This is a genomic window from Candidatus Deianiraea vastatrix (assembly GCF_007993655.1).
GTDB classification, from domain to species: domain Bacteria; phylum Pseudomonadota; class Alphaproteobacteria; order Rickettsiales; family Deianiraeaceae; genus Deianiraea; species Deianiraea vastatrix.
In genome coordinates, this window is sequence record NZ_CP029077.1 from 304744 (window position 1) to 322179 (window position 17436).

19 protein-coding genes are annotated in these 17436 nt (G+C 32.8%); 11 read left to right on the plus strand and 8 right to left on the minus strand.

Translation table 11 applies throughout. The features are described from left to right. Positions 1–262 precede the first annotated feature (262 nt). Positions 263–388, minus strand: a complete 126-nt coding sequence (locus deia_RS05915) for a hypothetical protein (RefSeq protein ID WP_281284139.1) — start codon at positions 386–388, stop codon at positions 263–265. Between the two features lie 26 nt (positions 389–414). Further along, a complete protein-coding gene (gene hemC / locus deia_RS01330; RefSeq protein ID WP_146820375.1) occupies positions 415–1320 on the minus strand; it encodes a hydroxymethylbilane synthase in 906 nt (301 codons plus the stop codon). A 145-nt stretch (positions 1321–1465) separates the two neighbouring features. Here hemC and deia_RS01335 point away from each other — a divergent pair, with 145 nt between their 5' ends. After that, positions 1466–1996 (plus strand): phosphatase PAP2 family protein, encoded by a 531-nt coding sequence (locus deia_RS01335; protein ID WP_161982783.1) that lies wholly within the window; start codon positions 1466–1468, stop codon positions 1994–1996. On the opposite strand, the gene deia_RS01340 is transcribed toward deia_RS01335, so the two are convergent. Both deia_RS01340 and leuC read right to left on the minus strand, forming a co-directional pair. Beyond that, positions 1989–2567, minus strand: a complete 579-nt coding sequence (locus deia_RS01340) for a DUF4145 domain-containing protein (RefSeq protein WP_146820377.1) — start codon at positions 2565–2567, stop codon at positions 1989–1991. The genes deia_RS01335 and deia_RS01340 overlap by 8 nt on opposite strands. Before the next feature lie 34 nt (positions 2568–2601). Next, the gene (leuC, locus tag deia_RS01345) at positions 2602–3969 is read right to left on the minus strand and encodes a 3-isopropylmalate dehydratase large subunit (RefSeq protein ID WP_246117023.1); all 1368 of its coding nucleotides are present in this window, start codon (positions 3967–3969) and stop codon (positions 2602–2604) included. Between the two features lie 154 nt (positions 3970–4123). Between leuC and deia_RS01350 the strand changes: the two genes are divergently transcribed. The 6 genes from deia_RS01350 (at position 4124) to deia_RS01375 (ending at position 10674) form a co-directional block, all read left to right on the plus strand. Beyond that, positions 4124–4534, plus strand: a complete 411-nt coding sequence (locus deia_RS01350) for a YbgC/FadM family acyl-CoA thioesterase (protein ID WP_146820378.1) — start codon at positions 4124–4126, stop codon at positions 4532–4534. Next, positions 4531–6927 (plus strand): VirB4 family type IV secretion/conjugal transfer ATPase, encoded by a 2397-nt coding sequence (locus deia_RS01355; protein ID WP_146820379.1) that lies wholly within the window; start codon positions 4531–4533, stop codon positions 6925–6927. Before deia_RS01350 ends, deia_RS01355 begins: the two co-directional genes overlap by 4 nt. Before the next feature lie 88 nt (positions 6928–7015). After that, a complete protein-coding gene (gene secY, locus deia_RS01360; protein ID WP_146820380.1) occupies positions 7016–8305 on the plus strand; it encodes a preprotein translocase subunit SecY in 1290 nt (429 codons plus the stop codon). A 9-nt stretch (positions 8306–8314) separates the two neighbouring features. Then, positions 8315–8974 (plus strand): adenylate kinase family protein, encoded by a 660-nt coding sequence (locus deia_RS01365; RefSeq protein ID WP_146820381.1) that lies wholly within the window; start codon positions 8315–8317, stop codon positions 8972–8974. Between the two features lie 125 nt (positions 8975–9099). Continuing rightward, entirely contained in the window at positions 9100–10017 is a 918-nt protein-coding gene (locus deia_RS01370) for a restriction endonuclease (RefSeq protein ID WP_146820382.1), read from the plus strand. A gap of 9 nt (positions 10018–10026) precedes the next feature. Beyond that, positions 10027–10674, plus strand: coding sequence for a LysE family translocator (locus deia_RS01375; RefSeq protein WP_146820383.1), 648 nt, complete (start codon positions 10027–10029; stop codon positions 10672–10674). Here the strand turns inward: deia_RS01375 and deia_RS01380 are convergent. Genes deia_RS01380 through deia_RS01390 form a run of 3 tightly spaced genes read right to left on the minus strand, consistent with a single transcriptional unit; the run spans position 10671 to position 11738 of the window. Beyond that, positions 10671–11045, minus strand: coding sequence for a ribonuclease P protein component (locus tag deia_RS01380; RefSeq protein ID WP_146820384.1), 375 nt, complete (start codon positions 11043–11045; stop codon positions 10671–10673). The genes deia_RS01375 and deia_RS01380 overlap by 4 nt on opposite strands. Positions 11046–11048: 3 nt before the next feature. Next, the gene (ndhC, locus tag deia_RS01385) at positions 11049–11399 is read right to left on the minus strand and encodes an NADH-quinone oxidoreductase subunit A (protein ID WP_146820385.1); all 351 of its coding nucleotides are present in this window, start codon (positions 11397–11399) and stop codon (positions 11049–11051) included. A gap of 9 nt (positions 11400–11408) precedes the next feature. Beyond that, positions 11409–11738 (minus strand): hypothetical protein, encoded by a 330-nt coding sequence (locus tag deia_RS01390; protein ID WP_146820386.1) that lies wholly within the window; start codon positions 11736–11738, stop codon positions 11409–11411. Between the two features lie 112 nt (positions 11739–11850). Between deia_RS01390 and dprA the strand changes: the two genes are divergently transcribed. Beyond that, entirely contained in the window at positions 11851–12987 is a 1137-nt protein-coding gene (gene dprA, locus deia_RS01395) for a DNA-processing protein DprA (RefSeq protein ID WP_146820387.1), read from the plus strand. A gap of 3 nt (positions 12988–12990) precedes the next feature. Here the strand turns inward: dprA and deia_RS01400 are convergent, their stop codons facing one another. Further along, positions 12991–14025 (minus strand): hypothetical protein, encoded by a 1035-nt coding sequence (locus deia_RS01400; protein ID WP_146820388.1) that lies wholly within the window; start codon positions 14023–14025, stop codon positions 12991–12993. A 285-nt stretch (positions 14026–14310) separates the two neighbouring features. Between deia_RS01400 and deia_RS01405 the strand changes: the two genes are divergently transcribed. The 3 genes from deia_RS01405 to deia_RS01415 all read left to right on the plus strand — a co-directional run bounded on the left by deia_RS01405 (position 14311) and on the right by deia_RS01415 (position 17436). Next, entirely contained in the window at positions 14311–16230 is a 1920-nt protein-coding gene (locus deia_RS01405; protein ID WP_146820389.1) for a hypothetical protein, read from the plus strand. A 6-nt stretch (positions 16231–16236) separates the two neighbouring features. Beyond that, positions 16237–16461: a hypothetical protein gene (locus deia_RS01410; protein WP_146820390.1), complete on the plus strand. Its 225-nt coding sequence runs from the start codon at positions 16237–16239 to the stop codon at positions 16459–16461. A gap of 81 nt (positions 16462–16542) precedes the next feature. After that, complete coding sequence (locus tag deia_RS01415) at positions 16543–17436, plus strand: methionyl-tRNA formyltransferase (RefSeq protein ID WP_146820391.1); 894 nt, start codon at positions 16543–16545, stop codon at positions 17434–17436.

Sequence of the window (17436 nt, forward strand, 5' to 3'; positions counted from 1 at the left end):
AAATCTTTTCCAAACCCTAAACACATCCCCGAAATCACAATTTACCTCGACTGCGAAAGGGTTTTTTGGGGGTGAGCTTTGGGAAATTTCGATTACTAAAAGAATTTTTGCCATTCAACTTAACAAAATTTACAGCATGATGTAAAAATAACCAGTTTTTATCGATGTTATAAGAAAATCTCCCTTCCCACAATCTCCTCAATTTTCACAGAACTCCCAACTTTTGCGACTTTTGCCCCTTAAATCAAATCGATATCTACCCTCATTCCACAAAAATCTCCCTTCCCACAATCTCCTCAATTTTCACAGAACTTCGTATTTTTTTGACATTTGCATTTGACACAAGATACTCTGATATCAATGGATATGAGTTATATTCGCTAGACATTGATGAGCAGTAGGCGGCTGCTGATGCTAGATCTCGGAAATAAGTTTGGCAATGTCTTCAATTTTGGCATCAAGTGTATTAATTCCCATTTTTTCGTTAAATGCTATGTTTTTCCCTAATTTGTCATTTTCAAAATTTACCCTTAATTCAACAAATTCGCCATATTTTTTTACATTACATGCAAATGGCATTTGACAAAAAACGCAAGCAAGCCTTGCAAGCATTCGTTCTTTTTTAACCTCAAAAAATGTTTTTTTGCAAGATATTTTTTGCAAAATTGACCTTAATAAATCATTTGTATTTGAAGAAAGCATTTCAATTCCAATTGCGCCTTGCCCGGGGGACGGAGTCATTATTGAAATGTCAATTTTCTCAGAAAAGCGTGATTTTTTTAGCATTTTTAAACGCTTTGGCCCGCAATATGATAAAATAATGCCGTCTAAATCCATATTTTTCATTTTTTCAAATCTGGTATTTATATTGCCACGAATTGGAATAATTTCTATATCCGGTCTGATTTTTTGAAGAAACATTTTACGCCTTAGCGAAGATGTTCCAATTTTTGCATTATGTGGTAATTTTGAAATACTTGGCCATTTATCGGAAAAAAAACCGTCATTTGATGGATCTCTTGGTAAAATTGAAACAACTTCAGAGCCATCTGGCATATTGACCTGCAAATCTTTCATTGAGTGAATTGCTATATCTATTTCATTTCTTTGCATTGCATCTTGAATTTCCTTGGTAAAAACGCCTTTAAAGCCACCTTTATCACTGATTATTTCTTCATTGTTCTTATCTCCTATTGTTTTAATCTTAACTATTTCAAATTTAAAAGCACCTTTTGATATTTTTGATATTTTTTTTATGACAATTTTGGCTTGTTTTATTGCAAGCATGCTATCTCTTGTTCCAACTCTAATTTTTAGCATAAATCACACTTTACAACTATGTGACACAAATTTAATCAAATGGTGCGAGTGATTATTTTAATTGTCAAGAATGATATTGTAATTTAATATTTTTACTTTAGGAAATAATTTATTGATAGGTAAAATTTGCCAAATAATGAATTTTATGAGTAATTTATTGATAAATAGTGCATTTAATACCCAATTTGAAATGCTTGTGATTGCGATATTTTACTGCATTTTAGCGACAATTATACCTGTAAAATCCATAATAAAATCAATATTTATATTAATTGTTAATTTTGCAACATTGCCGTTTTTAAAAAAGATGATAAATGTTCGGCTCAGCGATAAACTTCCGATATGCTTTAAAGGCACGCAAAACGAGTGGGATGGTATTGTTTCAAGCAATTTTGCCATGCCGTCTGGACACGCGGTATCTTATACAATCATATATTTTGGAGCATTATTTTTGATATATGGTAAATATTTTAAGGCTAAAGAATTTTACAATATCTCGTATTTGAAGAAAATTTTGGTATCAATAATTGCATTTATAGCCTTGTTTTTGTTATTTATGATGTTAATTAGGATAAATGTATGCGGTTTTCACTCTGCGGACGAGGTTATAGCTGGCGTTTTTTACGGAACGGCTTTTTTTATTTTGATGAATGTTTTTATTGTTTTTGTTAAATAAATTCGTAATTATTATGTAGTAAAAATTCAATAATTTTCATTAAACTGTCAATATCTTCTCTGTCTGGTTGAAACGATGGTTTGTGTGCTATGTCCCCACCATGCTTGCGAATTTTTTCTATATGAGTCTTCAAATTTGGTAGAAAAAAGCTATTATCTTCAAGATATTTAATGTATTCTGTAAAATTTCCACCTTCTTTTAATCCAGTTTGTTTGTCTTTATCAAGTTCAATTGCAATATAAGCTAAAAGCGTTCTGAGTAGTAAAAATGCCCCACGATTTGCACTAACCGAGATACAGTCGCAAATTTCGCGATATAAATTTAAAATATTTTCTGGAACTTTGTTGAAATTGCCATAATCTACATTTTTTATAATTTGTTCATTTTGATAATCAAAGACGGACGGTGCGTTACAAGATGGGCAAAATAATATTCTTTGTCTTCCATCGTTGTATTCGTATTTAATTTTAAATTTTGCACAAACAGTTGTATTGCAATTATAGCAGATGTAGGTTTCATCTGCAACGACAAAGGAAGGCTTCCACTCTTCTCTAAAATCAAATTTTACCATATATTTGTTGCACAAAAACTACACCAACTCAATCCTATCCCTTACACCCAAGATTTCCCGTTATTGCAACTGCGGCGGCAAGGGCAGGGGACATAAGGTGGGTTCGGCTAAGATAACCTTGTCTGCCTTCGAAATTTCGGTTTGATGTTGATGCACAGCGTTCATATGGGGCAAGTTTGTCTTCATTCATTGCAAGACACATAGAGCAACCTGGATTTCTCCACTCAAAACCCGCATCTATAAAGATTTTTGCAAGCCCTTCATCTTCTGCCATTTGCTTTACAACATAAGAGCCAGGAACTATCATTGCAACGACACTTCTTGCAACTTTTTTGCCTTCGACAACTTTTGCAACTTCGCGCAGGTCTTCAATTCGTGAGTTTGTGCAAGAGCCAATAAATACCTTGTCTACTGTGATTTCACTTGGTTTCATGCCAGCTGCAAGACCCATGTATTCAAGAGCGCGTTTTTTTGTTTCATTTTTTGGCTCAGGTATAACGCCATCGATAGGCATTACATCTTCTGGCGAAGTTCCCCAAGTAATAGTTGGCTTTATATCTTCAGCTTTTATTAAGATTTCCTTGTCAAATTTTGCATCGCTATCGGTTTTAAGGGTTTTCCAGTATTCAATAGCCTTGTTCCAAGCGTCTGCTTTTGGAGCTTTTGGCTTTCCTTTTAGATATGCGAAGGTTTTTTCATCGGGTGCGATAAGACCAAATCTTGCACCGCCTTCAATTGTCATATTACAAACAGTCATGCGGCCTTCCATGGACATTTCTTCAAAAATATTACCGCAAAATTCAATTGCGTATCCAGTTCCACCTGCAGTTCCAATTACGCCAATTATGTGCAAAATTACATCTTTTGGCGACACTCCAAGTGCAAGCTTGCCGCTGACTTGGATTTTCATGTTTTTTGACTTTGTTGTAAGCAGGGTTTGAGTTGCTAAAACATGCTCAACTTGAGAGGTTCCAATTCCGCATGCAATAGCGCCAAAAGCCCCATGGGTTGCGGTGTGAGAGTCTCCGCAAACAAGGGTCACGCCGGGCAGGGTGAAGCCAAGATCTGGCCCAACAACATGCACAACGCCGTTATTTTTGTGCCCAAGTGGGAAGTATTCTATGCCAAATTCTGCTGTATTTTTCGCAAGTGTTTCAAGCTGTATGCGAGATTCCTCGTCTTTAACGACTGTTATGTCCTTTGTTGGTGTATTGTGATCTGCAATTGCCATAGTTTTTTCAGGGTGTAAGACTTTCCGTCCTGAAAGGCGAAGTGAGTCAAATGCCTGAGGCGAAGTTACTTCGTGAATAAGATGTCTATCGATATAAAGCAAGTAAGTATCGGCTTTTTCGTCATGCTCAACAACATGTGCATCCCAGATTTTATCGTATAAAGTTTTCATATTTGCTATTAGTCTTTTTTTGTTTGAATTTTGCATTTTTGTAATTGTCAAGCATTTTTACCGATATTGACATCTTTATTATCATTATTGAAAATATTAAAAAAATATTGACAATAAAATTATATTTAAAAGAGTGATAAAAAAGCTGTTTTTTATGCAATTTAAAGTAAAATATCGGATATACTATGAAGATACCGACGCTGGCGGCGTTGTATATCACTCAAATTATTTGAATTTTGCTGAAAGAGCTAGAACTGAAATGCTTAGAGAGTGTGGGGTTAGTCAAAATAAATTAATAGTTGATAATGGATTGTTATTTGTTGTTCAAAAATTAGATATTCACTATATCCAGCCTCTTGTTTTGGATGATTTAATTGAAATAGCAACACGCGTCAAATCTGCCAGATCTGCATCCTTTGCAATTGAGCAAAATATTTTTAGAAATAGTGAAAAATCTCCATCTGCTATTTTAAATTGTACGATAGTTTGCGTTATTAAAAAAAATGAAGGTTTTAAGCCATATAAAATTCCAGACAATATAATTAATTGTATATATAAAAAATGAAAAGTTATTTAAGATATAAAATTGATGATGATTTAATACCATATGCGTGCCATGCAAATGATAATACGGTAGTTACTAAAAATGGCATGGTTTTACAGACTGTAACTTTTAATAGCGCTATAGATGATCAGATTTCATTTCGCAAGCAAATTAGAGATTTTATATCGTCTCATTATAACAAAAATGTAGCAATTTATTTTCATACGATTAAAATCTCAGATGAAAGAGATATTGTGTCTCTTGATGTTGATGATAGGGTTGAGGATGGCATTTTATCAAGAATATCAGAAATATGCAAGTTTACAGCAAGAAATGAAATATCTTTTAATGTCACTTTTGTAACAAGGATACTTGATAAAGATGGCTCTGATATGCTTTTTACATTTGCGAAAAATGCTTATTACAAGAGGAATGATGTTTTTATTCAAAAGGCAGTTAAAAGACTAACAAAAATTACAGACGATCTTGTTAAGGATTTTAAAGATTTTAACCCAATTTTACTTGGGATATACAAAAAAGATGATCAATATTTTTCCCACTATATGAATTTTTTGGGGAAAATAATCAATTTTGAGGATGTTGATTTTACTTTACCCCTTGGCAGTTTGTGTTATTCTACAAATTATAGTACGCATAAATTTGGAAAAAATAAATTCATGATTAGAAGTGATACTGCTAGAAAATATGGAAAAACGTTTAGTATAAAGGAATATACCGAGATTTCGTGTGATATAATATATAGAATGCTTGAAGGTGTGCCAAATATTATAGTTGCGCAGGTTGTAATGCCGATTGAAAATTCTGTACTTGTGAAGGAATATTCAGGAATTGCGGAAATATATCAGGCTTCCAATGATGAGGAATTTAAGTCTAGTGCGGCATTAAAATATATGACAGACTTGTTGTCTTCAAATGGGTCTAATGATGTTTATGCAAAGTCTCAGACAAATATTACGATTTTTGCAAATACACAAGAAAAATTAGACCAAGTTGCAAAGATGGTTGGTGATATATTCGCAAAAATAGGTATTGTTGCCTTTGCCGAAGATGTAAATCTACAGAATGCATTTTTTTCTATTATACCTGGAAATTTTAGATTTCTTGCAAGACTTGCCAATTTGCCAATTGATTTAATGGCAGGTTTTGCCTACGCACAGGGGTCTGACAAAAATAAAAATACATCTTATATGTGGGGCAAGATTTTATTTACTCTGCAAAAGATTAATAATAGAAGATTTGAATTTGGTATGCCAATTGAGCAGAGAAATTTATTCATTACAGGCGTTCAAGGTTCTGGTAGAGGGTTGCTTGCAAATATAGTAATGCTTGGGTGTATAAAAAATGAAATTGATGTTTTATATATTGACACACAGCATAGGTCTGATGCCGTTTCTATTCTTGCTGGACTTGATATTGTTGGAGTTGGCGTTGAAAATTATTGGATAGATTCGGAAAAAATTAATCCATTTGCGTCTATTACAAAAGCAGATATAAAGTATGTTGAAAATATTATAAAGCTTATGATTGGATCGCAAAAAGAGGCAATACCTTCAAATCTTATTTCACTTATTGCAGCTGAAATAATTAAGAGAGATGGCGTTGATTTTCACGATGTAATTAAGTCTTGCAAGGCTTCTGAATATTTAAGAGATTTTGTTGAAATCGGTAAATACGGAAAAGTTTTTGATTATCAAGGCAAAGATGATGTGTTGTCTATTGGTAAAAGTGCGCGAGTTGTTATTGAGGAGGATGTTTTGTCATCTGCAAAGATTTTATCAGCTGTAAATTTTGCTCTATTTTTTAAAATACTGAAAATTTTGCAAAAAGGTCGAAAATTTACAATTATCATTAATAATGTTTTTGATATTTTCAAAACTAGCATTGATGCAAAAATGCTTGAGCAAATTTTTACAATTGCAAAAGAGAGAAATCTTGTATCGTTTGTATTTACTTTTGAGTGCGACATTAATAAAATTTCAAATAGCAAGATTAAAGATGTAATATTTAAATATTGCGAGCATAAAATTCATTTTGCAAATGACAGAGTAAGTGGCATTAATGGCTATCAAGAGTGTTTTAATTTATCTGGCAAGGACATGGATTTGATAGAGACTGTTGAAAGAAGTTATGGTCGTGGCTTTGTTATGTTTACGCCATATATTAGAGAGTGTGTGAAATTTAATCTTTCAGAGCTTGGGCATGATTTACGTATTATTAGTGATGGATCTGGCATGGCCATGGATATATTACAAAGCGATATAATAAATATAGGAATTACAGATAGAAGGAAGATGTACACACTTTTGAGGTTAAATATAGAAGAATATATTGATAAATATGATACTGAAAATAATGATCAAGACGATGAATATCAAGATGTGTTAGCGGCATAGATGATATAGAAAATATATGTTGAGAATATAATTTTCTAGCTTGATTTTTATCTTTTTGCCTTTAGGGTATTTTGAATTATCTGTTTATATGAAAAATTTGGATACCTTAAAAAAGAAAATTATCTTTACACTGCTTGTAATTGTAGTCTATAGACTTGGCTCACATATTCCACTTCCAACTGTTGACATGGCAAAACTTGGCGAGATGGCAAAAATTGCAAAAAGTGGGATATTTAGCATGTTTAACACATTTTCCGGTGGTGCAATTAGTCGTGCTTCGATTTTTGCTTTAGGTATTGCTCCATACATTACATCTTCAATTATAATGCAGCTTTTGGTCGCGTCTTACCCAACTTTAAAGCGTATTAAAAAAGAAGGAGGGGAGCAGGGTGCTGCGAAAATTACGCAATATACTCGTTATTTAACAGTATTTATCGCATTCTTTCAAGGATTTTCAATAGCAACGGGGCTTGTTGCAATTGATGTAATTCCATCTAGTGGTGACGTTTTCTCAGCAAAATTGCTTACAGCTTTTGTTATAACGGTGAGCACATTAATTGTAATGTGGATGGGCGATCAGATAACATCACATGGCATTGGAAATGGTTCATCTGTGATAATTTTTGCAGGTATTGTATCTGAGGCCCCGCGCGATCTTGCAAATGTATTTACCTCGATAAAGACTGGCTCTTTGACCCCAATGGATGGTCTTGGACTGTTCATTATGTTTGGGCTTACATGCTTGCTTGTTTCCTTTTGCGAACGCTCTTTCCGTATGATTTATATTCAATATCCAAGGCAAAATTACCATCAATTTATGGCAAAGCAGCAACAGGCTCAGCAAAATCAATTTATTCCGCTAAAAATCAATACTGCAGGGGTTATTCCGCCGATTTTTGCAAGTGCTCTACTTTTGCTTCCAACAACTATTATATCAATGTTTGCCGATTCAACAAATGAAATTGCGCAAATGATAGTTAGGAATTTTAACCATGGAAAGCCTGCTTTTGTTATAGCTGATGTGATTTTAATACTATTTTTCAGTTATTTTTACAATACTTCACTTTTTGAAACTGATGATTTAGTAAATGGGCTTCGCAGAAATGGAGCTTTTATTCCAGGGGTAAGACCGGGGGATCAAACATCGGAATACTTGAAAAAAACACTGAAATATTTAAGCTTTATCGGTGGTGGATATTTGGTAGTTATATGTGGCATTCCAGAGCTTATGAGTAGTAAATACGGCTATTCATTTTTACTTGGCGGTACTGGGCTTTTGATAGTTTTTAGTGTGATTAACGATGTTGTTGTTCAATTTCAAACTCACATGATGAGCAGTAAATACGAAAAAGCTATGAAAAAGTATAATCAACGGTAATTTTTCTTTATGAATGTTGTTTTAATCGGCGCACCGGGAACTGGAAAAGGAACTCAAGGTGATTTGCTAAAAGTTGACTTTAATTTGCTTAAAATTTCACTTGGCGATATACTTCGCGAGTATAGAAAAGATGAGCAAAATCCCTTATCGCAGCAGATAAATTCACTACTTGATACAGGAAAATTACTGCCAGATGAGGTGATTAATAAAGTTGCACAGGATTTTGTTGAAAAACACACTCCGCACCTGCGTGGTCTTATGTTTGACGGCTATCCAAGAAGCATAGGTCAAGCGGAATTTTTAGACAAAATGCTGCTTGAAAAGGGTGAAAAAATCGATAAAGCTATAATGCTTGATGTAAAACTTGACGACTTAATTTCCCGCTTGCAAAATAGATATACATGTAAAGGCTGCGGCGCTATATATAATTCAAAGACAAATGCAACGAGTGTTGAAGGGGTTTGCGATGTATGCGGTGGCTTGGACTTTTCAATTCGCAAAGACGACGGAGAAATTGGCGTTATTCAAACAAGATTTGAGGAATTCCATGCAAAAACCATGCCCGTAATTGGCTATTACGAAAATCAAGGCAAGCTTGAAAAAATTGACGCAAAGGGCGATATTGAAAAAGTCTATAGCGATATTATCAAGGCTGTAAAAGGGGTTTGATGATTTTTATGGCACTTCCTACTTATGAAAATTTAATGCATACGGTTTTAAGTAAATTCCTTGACGGAAAGTCTTATAGAAAAATTGATACATTTGTTACAATAAAAACATTGTTTATTTGACCTATGGCGGTTCCAAGTTATACAAATTTTCTGTTTTTCGTTTTAAATCAAATGAAAGATGGTAAATCTTATAGACGAAATAGCGACGAACTGCGCCAGCCAATAAGGGATGCGATGAGGAAAAGATTCGTCCTCACCGACGAAGACATGAATGAAAAATTAAAAACTGGAGGCAGTCGCTTTGAAGATAGAATTGGATGGGCATTTACTTTTTTGATTAAGGCGGAGTATATTGAAAAAAGTCAGGATGAAAAATATACTTACTTAATTACCGAGCTTGGAAAAGCCGCTCTTGATGATGTATTGTCTAATAATAAGGTTTTGGATGAAAAGTACTTAAAAGAAAATTCGCCAAATTACATTAAAAACTGGAATACAAAAATTATTGAAAAAGAGACGCAATTGCCGGAAAATGACGATGAAGACGATGAAATTTTCAATCTTGAAAACGCTGTTGACGAAATGCGAAAAGATGCTGAAGTAAAATTTATAACCAAACTTCGCGAGATGAGCTGGCAAAATTTCGAGGATTTTTGTGCAAGATTGATTGAAAAAATGGGCTATGGCGTTGCAAGTAAGCGTGAAATTAGAGTAAGAGACGGCGGAATAGATGGAATAATTTATACAGATGAGCTTGGAATAAGAGATAAAGTCTACATTCAGGCTAAGCGATATGGTGAGCAAAACCCTGTTGCATCCAAGGATTTACAGGCATTTTTGCATATTTTATCAAAGCAAAAAGCAAAGGGAATTTTTATCACTACTTCAAAATTTTCAAGCGACGCGTTAGAGGTTGCAAAAGATGACGAAAAAGCCGGAAATGTCGCATTAATTGACTATAAAAAACTGACTCGATTATGCGCGAAATACAAATGCGGCTTTCGTGGATATTCAATTGAAATTTTAGAGGTTGATTTATAAAATATCACTATGATGGCAATTTCTACAAATCTACTAAACGATTTTTATGTGTTTGCACTCGCGCATTTTATAGCTGCAATTGGCCCTGGAATTGGTTCTTTTTATGTCATTACAAAAACAATAATTCATGGCAAAAAAGTTGGAACAAAATCTGCATGTACCATTGCATTAACTGATACATTTTACGCATCACTTGTAATTTTTGGGGTAAGCGGGATTGTAAAAACAAATCCAGCTTTATATCGCTGCATTGAGATTTTCTGCGCATTTTATCTATTTTTTTTATGCTTTCGCATTACGCAATCTTCATTTGAGGGCGGAAAGCTGAAATCTTTTGAAAAATCGCTTGATAAAGACAAGAAATTTATTTTCAATAATGTTTATATATCAGCGTTTATAACGGCAATTTTAAATGTTAGAATTTTTATTTTATATCTGTCACTGCTTTCCGATCCGCTAGAAAGTGTTGATTTTGGTTGGAAAATCTTTTATTTTGCGTGGATTTTAATAGTCAATATTTTGTGTTATAATTTATTAAAATTGTGTTCATTGAACAAGATAATGCGTGGGTTTTTGCTTTCAAAAATGGCGATATTAAACATTGCATTTGCAATTATTTTATTTATTTCTGCTATAAAATTATTAATTCTTGGTTAATTTGATAGAATTTTTGAAAAATCGTGTACTGCTGCGGTAATATTTCTAACATCTTCGGCAATAACGCAGATTATTTTATTTTTATACTCATGTGTGCATTGATTTATGAATAAATGGCGAATATATCTTTTGTAGTAATTTCTATCAACGGCTTTTTTTGCTTTCTTTTTTGGAACTATTGTTGAAAATGCACAGAAAGTGCAATCTAGGATTTTCAATTTTGGGAATTGTTTTAGCAAATCTTCATTTATATTGATGTATTTTATTTTAAATCCAGCTGATTTTATTGAGATACCGTGTTTAACGGTGTGGGAAATAATGCTTGTGTGTGGATTAGTTTGTATTGCTATATCTTTTAGGCGAATTATCATTTACTACCAGTCTAAAGCACCACTTTTCCATTCATAAATAAGCCCAACTGTTAGTAATGTCATGAAAATCATAGCACTTGAAAATCCAATTATACTGTAGGTTTTTAACCCTATTGCCCATGGAAAAAGAATTACTATTTCCAGATCAAAGATAATAAAAAGCATTGCAACTAGGTAAAATTGTATATCAAAAGGATGTCTTGCATTTGCAAACGGAACTATGCCGCATTCGTAAGGTGATAGTTTTTCTTTTTGTGGCTTGTATTTTGCTATAAAAAACGGTATTGATATTAAAACAATAGAAAACAAAACCCCAATTATTGAAAAAATTAATATTGTAAAGTAGTCTATCATGATAATATATTATATGATGTCCATTTTATCTACAACTTCTTTAAATGCAAGAAAAATCGATAACAAAATTATATCAGTAAATGCTTTATTTATCCTTTCATTTGTTTTGTATATATGCCCTGAGTATATTTGTAGTATATTCGGTAAATCTTTGTCAACTCTGTATAAAAAACTATCAATATTTTTAAATTGCTTAATTTTCTGATGTGGGGGCAGTTTTTCAATTTCTGACAATATATCTTCTATTGACTGATATAACTCGGCGATTTGACTTATTACATCATTCGTCTTGTGAATTGATATAAGGCTTATATCTTGTGCACTCACCTGATCTTTCATACAAAAATAACTTACATAATCTTATTATAAATATTAATTTTAATTAATCAAGTTTTTTTTACTGGATTATTATTTTTATTGGATTAAATTTTGCATAGATCTTTATTTTACATTGATTTTATCAGATATATCAAAAGAAATGCTGCTAAAGGTGATAGCTTTTTCACGCTTTATTGATAATAAAAAATATTTAAAAGATATTGATAGTTTAGATTTTGATTTTTTTAGAAATTATAAAATTTCAGCTGATTTAATTTCAAAGGCTGAGGATGAATATATAAAAACTATAGATTATGGTGGTAAATTTTTACCAATTTTTGCAAATGAATATCCTGATAGATTAAAACAGATACCAAATCCACCAATTTTACTTACATATTTTGGCAATGTAGATTTATTAAATGATAAAATTATTGCAATGGTTGGCTCTAGGTCTGCGTCATATAATGGCCTTGAGCTTGCTGAAAATTTTGCCAAATTTCTTTCAAATGCTGGATATATTATCGCTTCTGGTCTTGCAAAGGGGATTGATGCAAGGGCTCACATCGGTGCAATTAAGAACACAATTGCAGTAATTGGAAGTGGTATAAATATTAGATATCCATCTGAAAATCATAAATTATATGATAAAATCTTAGAAAATAATTCTTGCATTATAACAGAATTTGCATTTGATGTAAAGCCTATTCCTGCAAATTTTCCGCAAAGAAATCGTATTATCGCCGGTCTTTGTCTTGCATCATTAATTGTCGAGGCTGGAATGCAATCTGGAAGTCTTTCAACTGCAAGGCTTACAATGGAATATAATCGAGAGGTGTTTGCTATACCTGGTTTTGCAATGGATCCGAAATATAAGGGTAATAATTTTTTAATAAAGAAAAATATTGCAAAACTAGTTGAATCTCCAGACGAAATTATTGATGAAGTTAAGGATATAGTTGTAGATAGATCTGTGAGGAAAGTTAAAAATATTGACACTAATTTGTTTAATTTTACAAAAGTTAATAATGCACAAGAAGATGATGTTAAAATGGTTGATGAAAATGATGAGAGGCAAAGTTTGCTATCAGATAATGAAGAAAAGATACTTTCTGTACTTTCGTCTGAATATCTTGATATTGACACTATATGTATTAGAACCAAGATGATGGCGCATGAGGTAAATACCTATATAGTATCGCTTGAAATGCAGGGGTTTGTAAAATCAAACGGACTTGGGCATTATTGTAAGATTTTCAAAAAGATTTAGCTATTACCAAAACTTTAGCCCAGCTCCTATTCCATACGATCTATAGCTTGCATAATTATTTTCATAGTTGGTATCAAGCGTGTACATTTCTTGTGTTTCAATTAGATTTTTTGCTTTAATTTGCTGATAGTATGTAAATAGTGATAAATCTATGTGATTTGATATATTCGTCAGGTATTCAGCTCGAAAATTAAAGCCGTTTAATTCAGATTTCGCTGATCTCATACCCCATCTTATATCTCTTGCGCGCCAATAATTTGATGCGGTATAGGATGTTATCAAGCCATGAAGCGATAGTGACATTGATGAGTATTTATCAAATATTTTTTCAATTTTTCCACCAATGGATATACCTTCAAATATTGATGATGTTTTTTGATCATTCTCGCTGTCGTAGTAATATGACATCGATGTGTTTCGGTAGGCGTAATATCCATTTGCATGAGATTTCGCCGTTATTGCCTTTCTAAAATATGAGACATCTAATGTAAATATATGCCTATCCAATAATTTATCAATTTGTATCATGTCAGTTGTGTAGCCAAATCCAACCTGTATTTGATTATTATGAGAAAGTAAATTATGATAAGACATCATTCTTTGGAAATTTGTTACATCATTATCCCTTACCTCTCCTTTTTTTGTAGAGCCAAGATTGCCTTGTATATAAATGAAGAAATTGTCAATTCCTCTTGTAAAGCTTTTATATTTCATGTCAATAAATCCTTGATTTGCAACCATGTTGTCGTATGATAATACAGATGCTGTATTTGCTGTAAGAAATTCAAATTTAGACCTTTCATTTGCCATGCCTATGCCAAGCTCAAACTTTGACGCTAATCTATTTCCGATTGGTCCATTAAATCTATTATTGGAGATGGATTGCCTATTGTTGGTAATTGATTTTACTTGATTTTGCTGGACATTTTCTATTTTATTATAATATTTACCACTTTCCATGTCTTGCAATGATTGAACATCGCAATTGCCAAGTGATGTAAATATTAAGTATATTAAAACAGCTAAAATACTTTGCATTTTTTGAAAAGTTTATTATCAATTAGATTGATGTAAAAATAAAAATCAACAATAAAAAATTAATTTGACAGATGGCAAAATTTGTGGTATAATGGTAAAATTATTTCTTTTACTTAAACGTATATGAAAAACCAAACTAAATTTTCAAACAACTCTTTTAATCAACAGCAAAATAAGTAAATTGGTAAGCATTATGCCAAAGTTAATGATGAAATTTTAAAACAAAAAGCTCAAGAAATTATTAATTGTTATAAGATTACAAAGGATTGGAACTTAGCTTGCAGCTTGGTTGGACTTGATGAGCAAATGTCTCAAGCTTTTAATGCAAAAATACAACAAGCCTTTAAAGGAAATCGCGACAAAGCTATGAGTGCTTTTACCTTACTTCAATTAATTACCGTAACACTTGCCGCAATCAATGCTGTTGAAGGTCTTGGGGTAAATGCTCAAAAAGCTGGTGAATTAGAGCTGAGTGACGGATTCGGTAGCGAGTTTGGTGGTAATAGCTTTTTAGGTGATATAAAACATCATAGAGAGTTAAATGAAAATCCCGATAATACAGTTAAACAAACAGAGCAAGACCCCAATCAAGACAAATGTCAATCTGTAGAAAGGGATAAAATGAGTGACGATGAGTGGCGTGATTTTGTATTATGTAAGAATGATATATCTTTTCATGATGGAGATCTCGGCAAGGAATCTATATCCGAAGGATTGCAAGAAGGCGATATACATCGTGAACGTGGTTTTTCATTGTGTAATACAATTCCTCATGGTGTCATTTTGGCGCAACCGGTAGTCGATGAAAAAGCGGATCTTCATGTTTTTTGTGTAGAAGGAAAAAATTTTACTGAGGATTGTGGATATGGAAATTGTAAGTGGTTCAGCGCTTTGGAGCAGCGTTATAATGAATATTTTCATTTGAATCGTGATTATGTGAATGCTTTAGGAATAAACAAATTTGACGATGTGACGAGTTTCGGATTATCACAATTACAGCCGAAGGCGTGGCATCTTACCGAAAATCTTACCGAAGAGAATCAATATTTATTTAGCCATGCATATCATAAAACTGGTGCCGATCTTAATAATATATGCACCTTGTTTGATAAATATAAAAAAGAAACAATGTCAAAAGATATCCAGAATTTAGAAAATCTTAATGAATATCAAAAACTTCAGGATGAATTAGAGAAGCTTGACAAAAATAAAGATGCTGACAGAATTAATGAAATAAATGGTAGATTGATGCGTTTAAGAGTAAATGCTCAAAAAGCTTGGGAGAGTCAAGAGTGTAGTATAAATATAGAAGATTCTGTAAAAGGACTTGGCTATATACCCATGCTAGACTATTATATGAGAAACAAGGTGATAAATCCAATAAATCGTTCTGGTTATATTATTCAAAACATGGATGGTGTACCGATGGTTTACCTTGATTCCGATGGTAGAATATTTAATTTTGCGCAAGATGTTGAAAAGGATTACATTGATGTTGCAGAGTTTTGTTCACAATTAATAAGTACATTAAGATGCCAACTTGGCTACGCTGGGTTGAAAAATAATAATTCAAAAGAACGGGAACTTTTTATAAAATACAACAAAGAGGCTTCAAAACCTCGTGGCTTTTACGCATCACATGATACTCTTGTGTCATCAAATTCCGATGAAAAATTCGAGATCTTTGTGCATGAATTTTTTCATAGTTTGGGATTTTCTCACTCTTTTCTTAATAGAGATCCAAATTACGATATAGATCGAGATCATACTAAAAGTGTATTGTGCGACAAAGATGGTAAAAGCTTTCTAAATATGAGTATTATGAGTTATCAATTTAATCCATTAGATCTTATGAGATCAATTCAGGATAAACATAATGAGAATTTAAAAAAGTTTATAAATAGCGTTGAAAATCTACAAGATAGAGCTAATCTTGATAGTGCTTTGAAATCTTTAAAATTTTACCAAGATATTCAAAAAGATACAAATTCTTACATTCCTTTGTTAGACACTTTTGAAGCACAGACTTATCATATGCCTATAGGGGATATTAAGAATGGTTACTTTAAAACTAAAGATGTCAATGGTAACGAAGTATATGTTACAACAGTTAGAAAAATTGCTGAGATTTTTATGAAACACGGTCATAGTATCTTTGTAGATGATGTTTTATTTAAAGAAATAAAGAGTGAAATTAATAAATAGTGGTGGATGACGTTTGTTGGCATTCCTGTTTCTAGTGTTTTGGCGTGCGCTGGTGCTTGTATTTATAAAAAATGGAAGAATAATCGTAACATTTATCAAGAGGCTAATACAAGTGAAATGACTAATATTAATCGTAGTAATATTGATCCTAGTAATCAGAATTCCAATTCTACTCATGCAAAAGGTGTTCAGCAAAATCAGACGGATATAAATGATGGTATGATAATCTGATATTTTTAAAAACGACAATTTACCAAAAAAAACTTGCTATTTTAAAAAACACTGCTAGCTTTGGTGTAAAAATGATTTTTTATGAAAATAGTTTTTGCATCAACTGGCGAAATTGGATCCCAGATTTTAAGAGGACTGGTTGCGTCTTGCCATGAGGTTGTTGCGGTTTATACAAGCCCACCGAAAGAGGCTGGGCGTGGGCAGAAGTTTGTTTACAACCCTGTATGGCATGTTGCAAACGAGTTTAAAATCCCAGTATATACGCCACAAAATTTCAAAACTGAAGATGTGAAGGATGAGTTTTTAAAAATCGAACACGACATAGCCGTTGTGTTTTCATATGGTTTTTTACTGCCAGATTGGTTTATTTTTGGGAAGTTTCAGGCAATTAATCTGCATCCTTCAGCACTTCCTTTGTATCGCGGCGCGGCGCCGGTTGAAAGATGTATTGAAAATGGCGATAAATACACGGAGATTTGCACAATTTTAATGACAAAAGCCCTTGACGCTGGGGATATTATTGAAAAAATGCCCATAAACATCGATGAAAACTGGACTTCTGACGATATTTTTGATCAAGTTAAAACACATGGAGCTGGTATTATTCTAAAATCTCTGGATAAGGTTAAAGATGCAAACTTTGCGACAAAACCTCAGGAATCTGGCCATACATACGCAAAAAAGATAGACAAATCAGAGCTTTTGCTTAATTTATCAGACAGCTGCATTAGAAATTTTAATAAAATCCGAGCTTTTACAACCCATGGATATTGTTATATTGTGCACAGCGGCGAAAGAATCAAGATAATATCTGCAAAAATGGAAAAATGCGATGTAAAAAGCGATAAAATTGCCACGATTGGTCAAAATTTCGAGCTTTATTGCAATGATGGCGTGATTTTGCCGCAAATTGTTCAGAGGCAGGGTAAAAATCAAGTAAAAATCGATGATTTTTTGCGTGGGTGGAGATTATAA

Bases quoted from the DNA above. Each gene is read 5' to 3' on its own strand.
- deia_RS05915 (WP_281284139.1), bottom strand. From the start codon at position 388: ATGTCTAGCGAATATAACTCATATCCATTGATATCAGAGTATCTTGTG.
- hemC (WP_146820375.1), bottom strand. From the start codon at position 1,320: ATGCTAAAAATTAGAGTTGGAACAAGAGATAGCATGCTTGCAATAAAA.
- deia_RS01335 (WP_161982783.1), top strand. From the start codon at position 1,466: ATGAGTAATTTATTGATAAATAGTGCATTTAATACCCAATTTGAAATG.
- deia_RS01340 (WP_146820377.1), bottom strand. From the start codon at position 2,567: ATGGTAAAATTTGATTTTAGAGAAGAGTGGAAGCCTTCCTTTGTCGTT.
- leuC (WP_246117023.1), bottom strand. From the start codon at position 3,969: ATGAAAACTTTATACGATAAAATCTGGGATGCACATGTTGTTGAGCAT.
- deia_RS01350 (WP_146820378.1), top strand. From the start codon at position 4,124: ATGCAATTTAAAGTAAAATATCGGATATACTATGAAGATACCGACGCT.
- deia_RS01355 (WP_146820379.1), top strand. From the start codon at position 4,531: ATGAAAAGTTATTTAAGATATAAAATTGATGATGATTTAATACCATAT.
- secY (WP_146820380.1), top strand. From the start codon at position 7,016: ATGAAAAATTTGGATACCTTAAAAAAGAAAATTATCTTTACACTGCTT.
- deia_RS01365 (WP_146820381.1), top strand. From the start codon at position 8,315: ATGAATGTTGTTTTAATCGGCGCACCGGGAACTGGAAAAGGAACTCAA.
- deia_RS01370 (WP_146820382.1), top strand. From the start codon at position 9,100: ATGGCGGTTCCAAGTTATACAAATTTTCTGTTTTTCGTTTTAAATCAA.
- deia_RS01375 (WP_146820383.1), top strand. From the start codon at position 10,027: ATGATGGCAATTTCTACAAATCTACTAAACGATTTTTATGTGTTTGCA.
- deia_RS01380 (WP_146820384.1), bottom strand. From the start codon at position 11,045: ATGATAATTCGCCTAAAAGATATAGCAATACAAACTAATCCACACACA.
- ndhC (WP_146820385.1), bottom strand. From the start codon at position 11,399: ATGATAGACTACTTTACAATATTAATTTTTTCAATAATTGGGGTTTTG.
- deia_RS01390 (WP_146820386.1), bottom strand. From the start codon at position 11,738: ATGAAAGATCAGGTGAGTGCACAAGATATAAGCCTTATATCAATTCAC.
- deia_RS01400 (WP_146820388.1), bottom strand. From the start codon at position 14,025: ATGCAAAGTATTTTAGCTGTTTTAATATACTTAATATTTACATCACTT.
- deia_RS01410 (WP_146820390.1), top strand. From the start codon at position 16,237: ATGACGTTTGTTGGCATTCCTGTTTCTAGTGTTTTGGCGTGCGCTGGT.
- deia_RS01415 (WP_146820391.1), top strand. From the start codon at position 16,543: ATGAAAATAGTTTTTGCATCAACTGGCGAAATTGGATCCCAGATTTTA.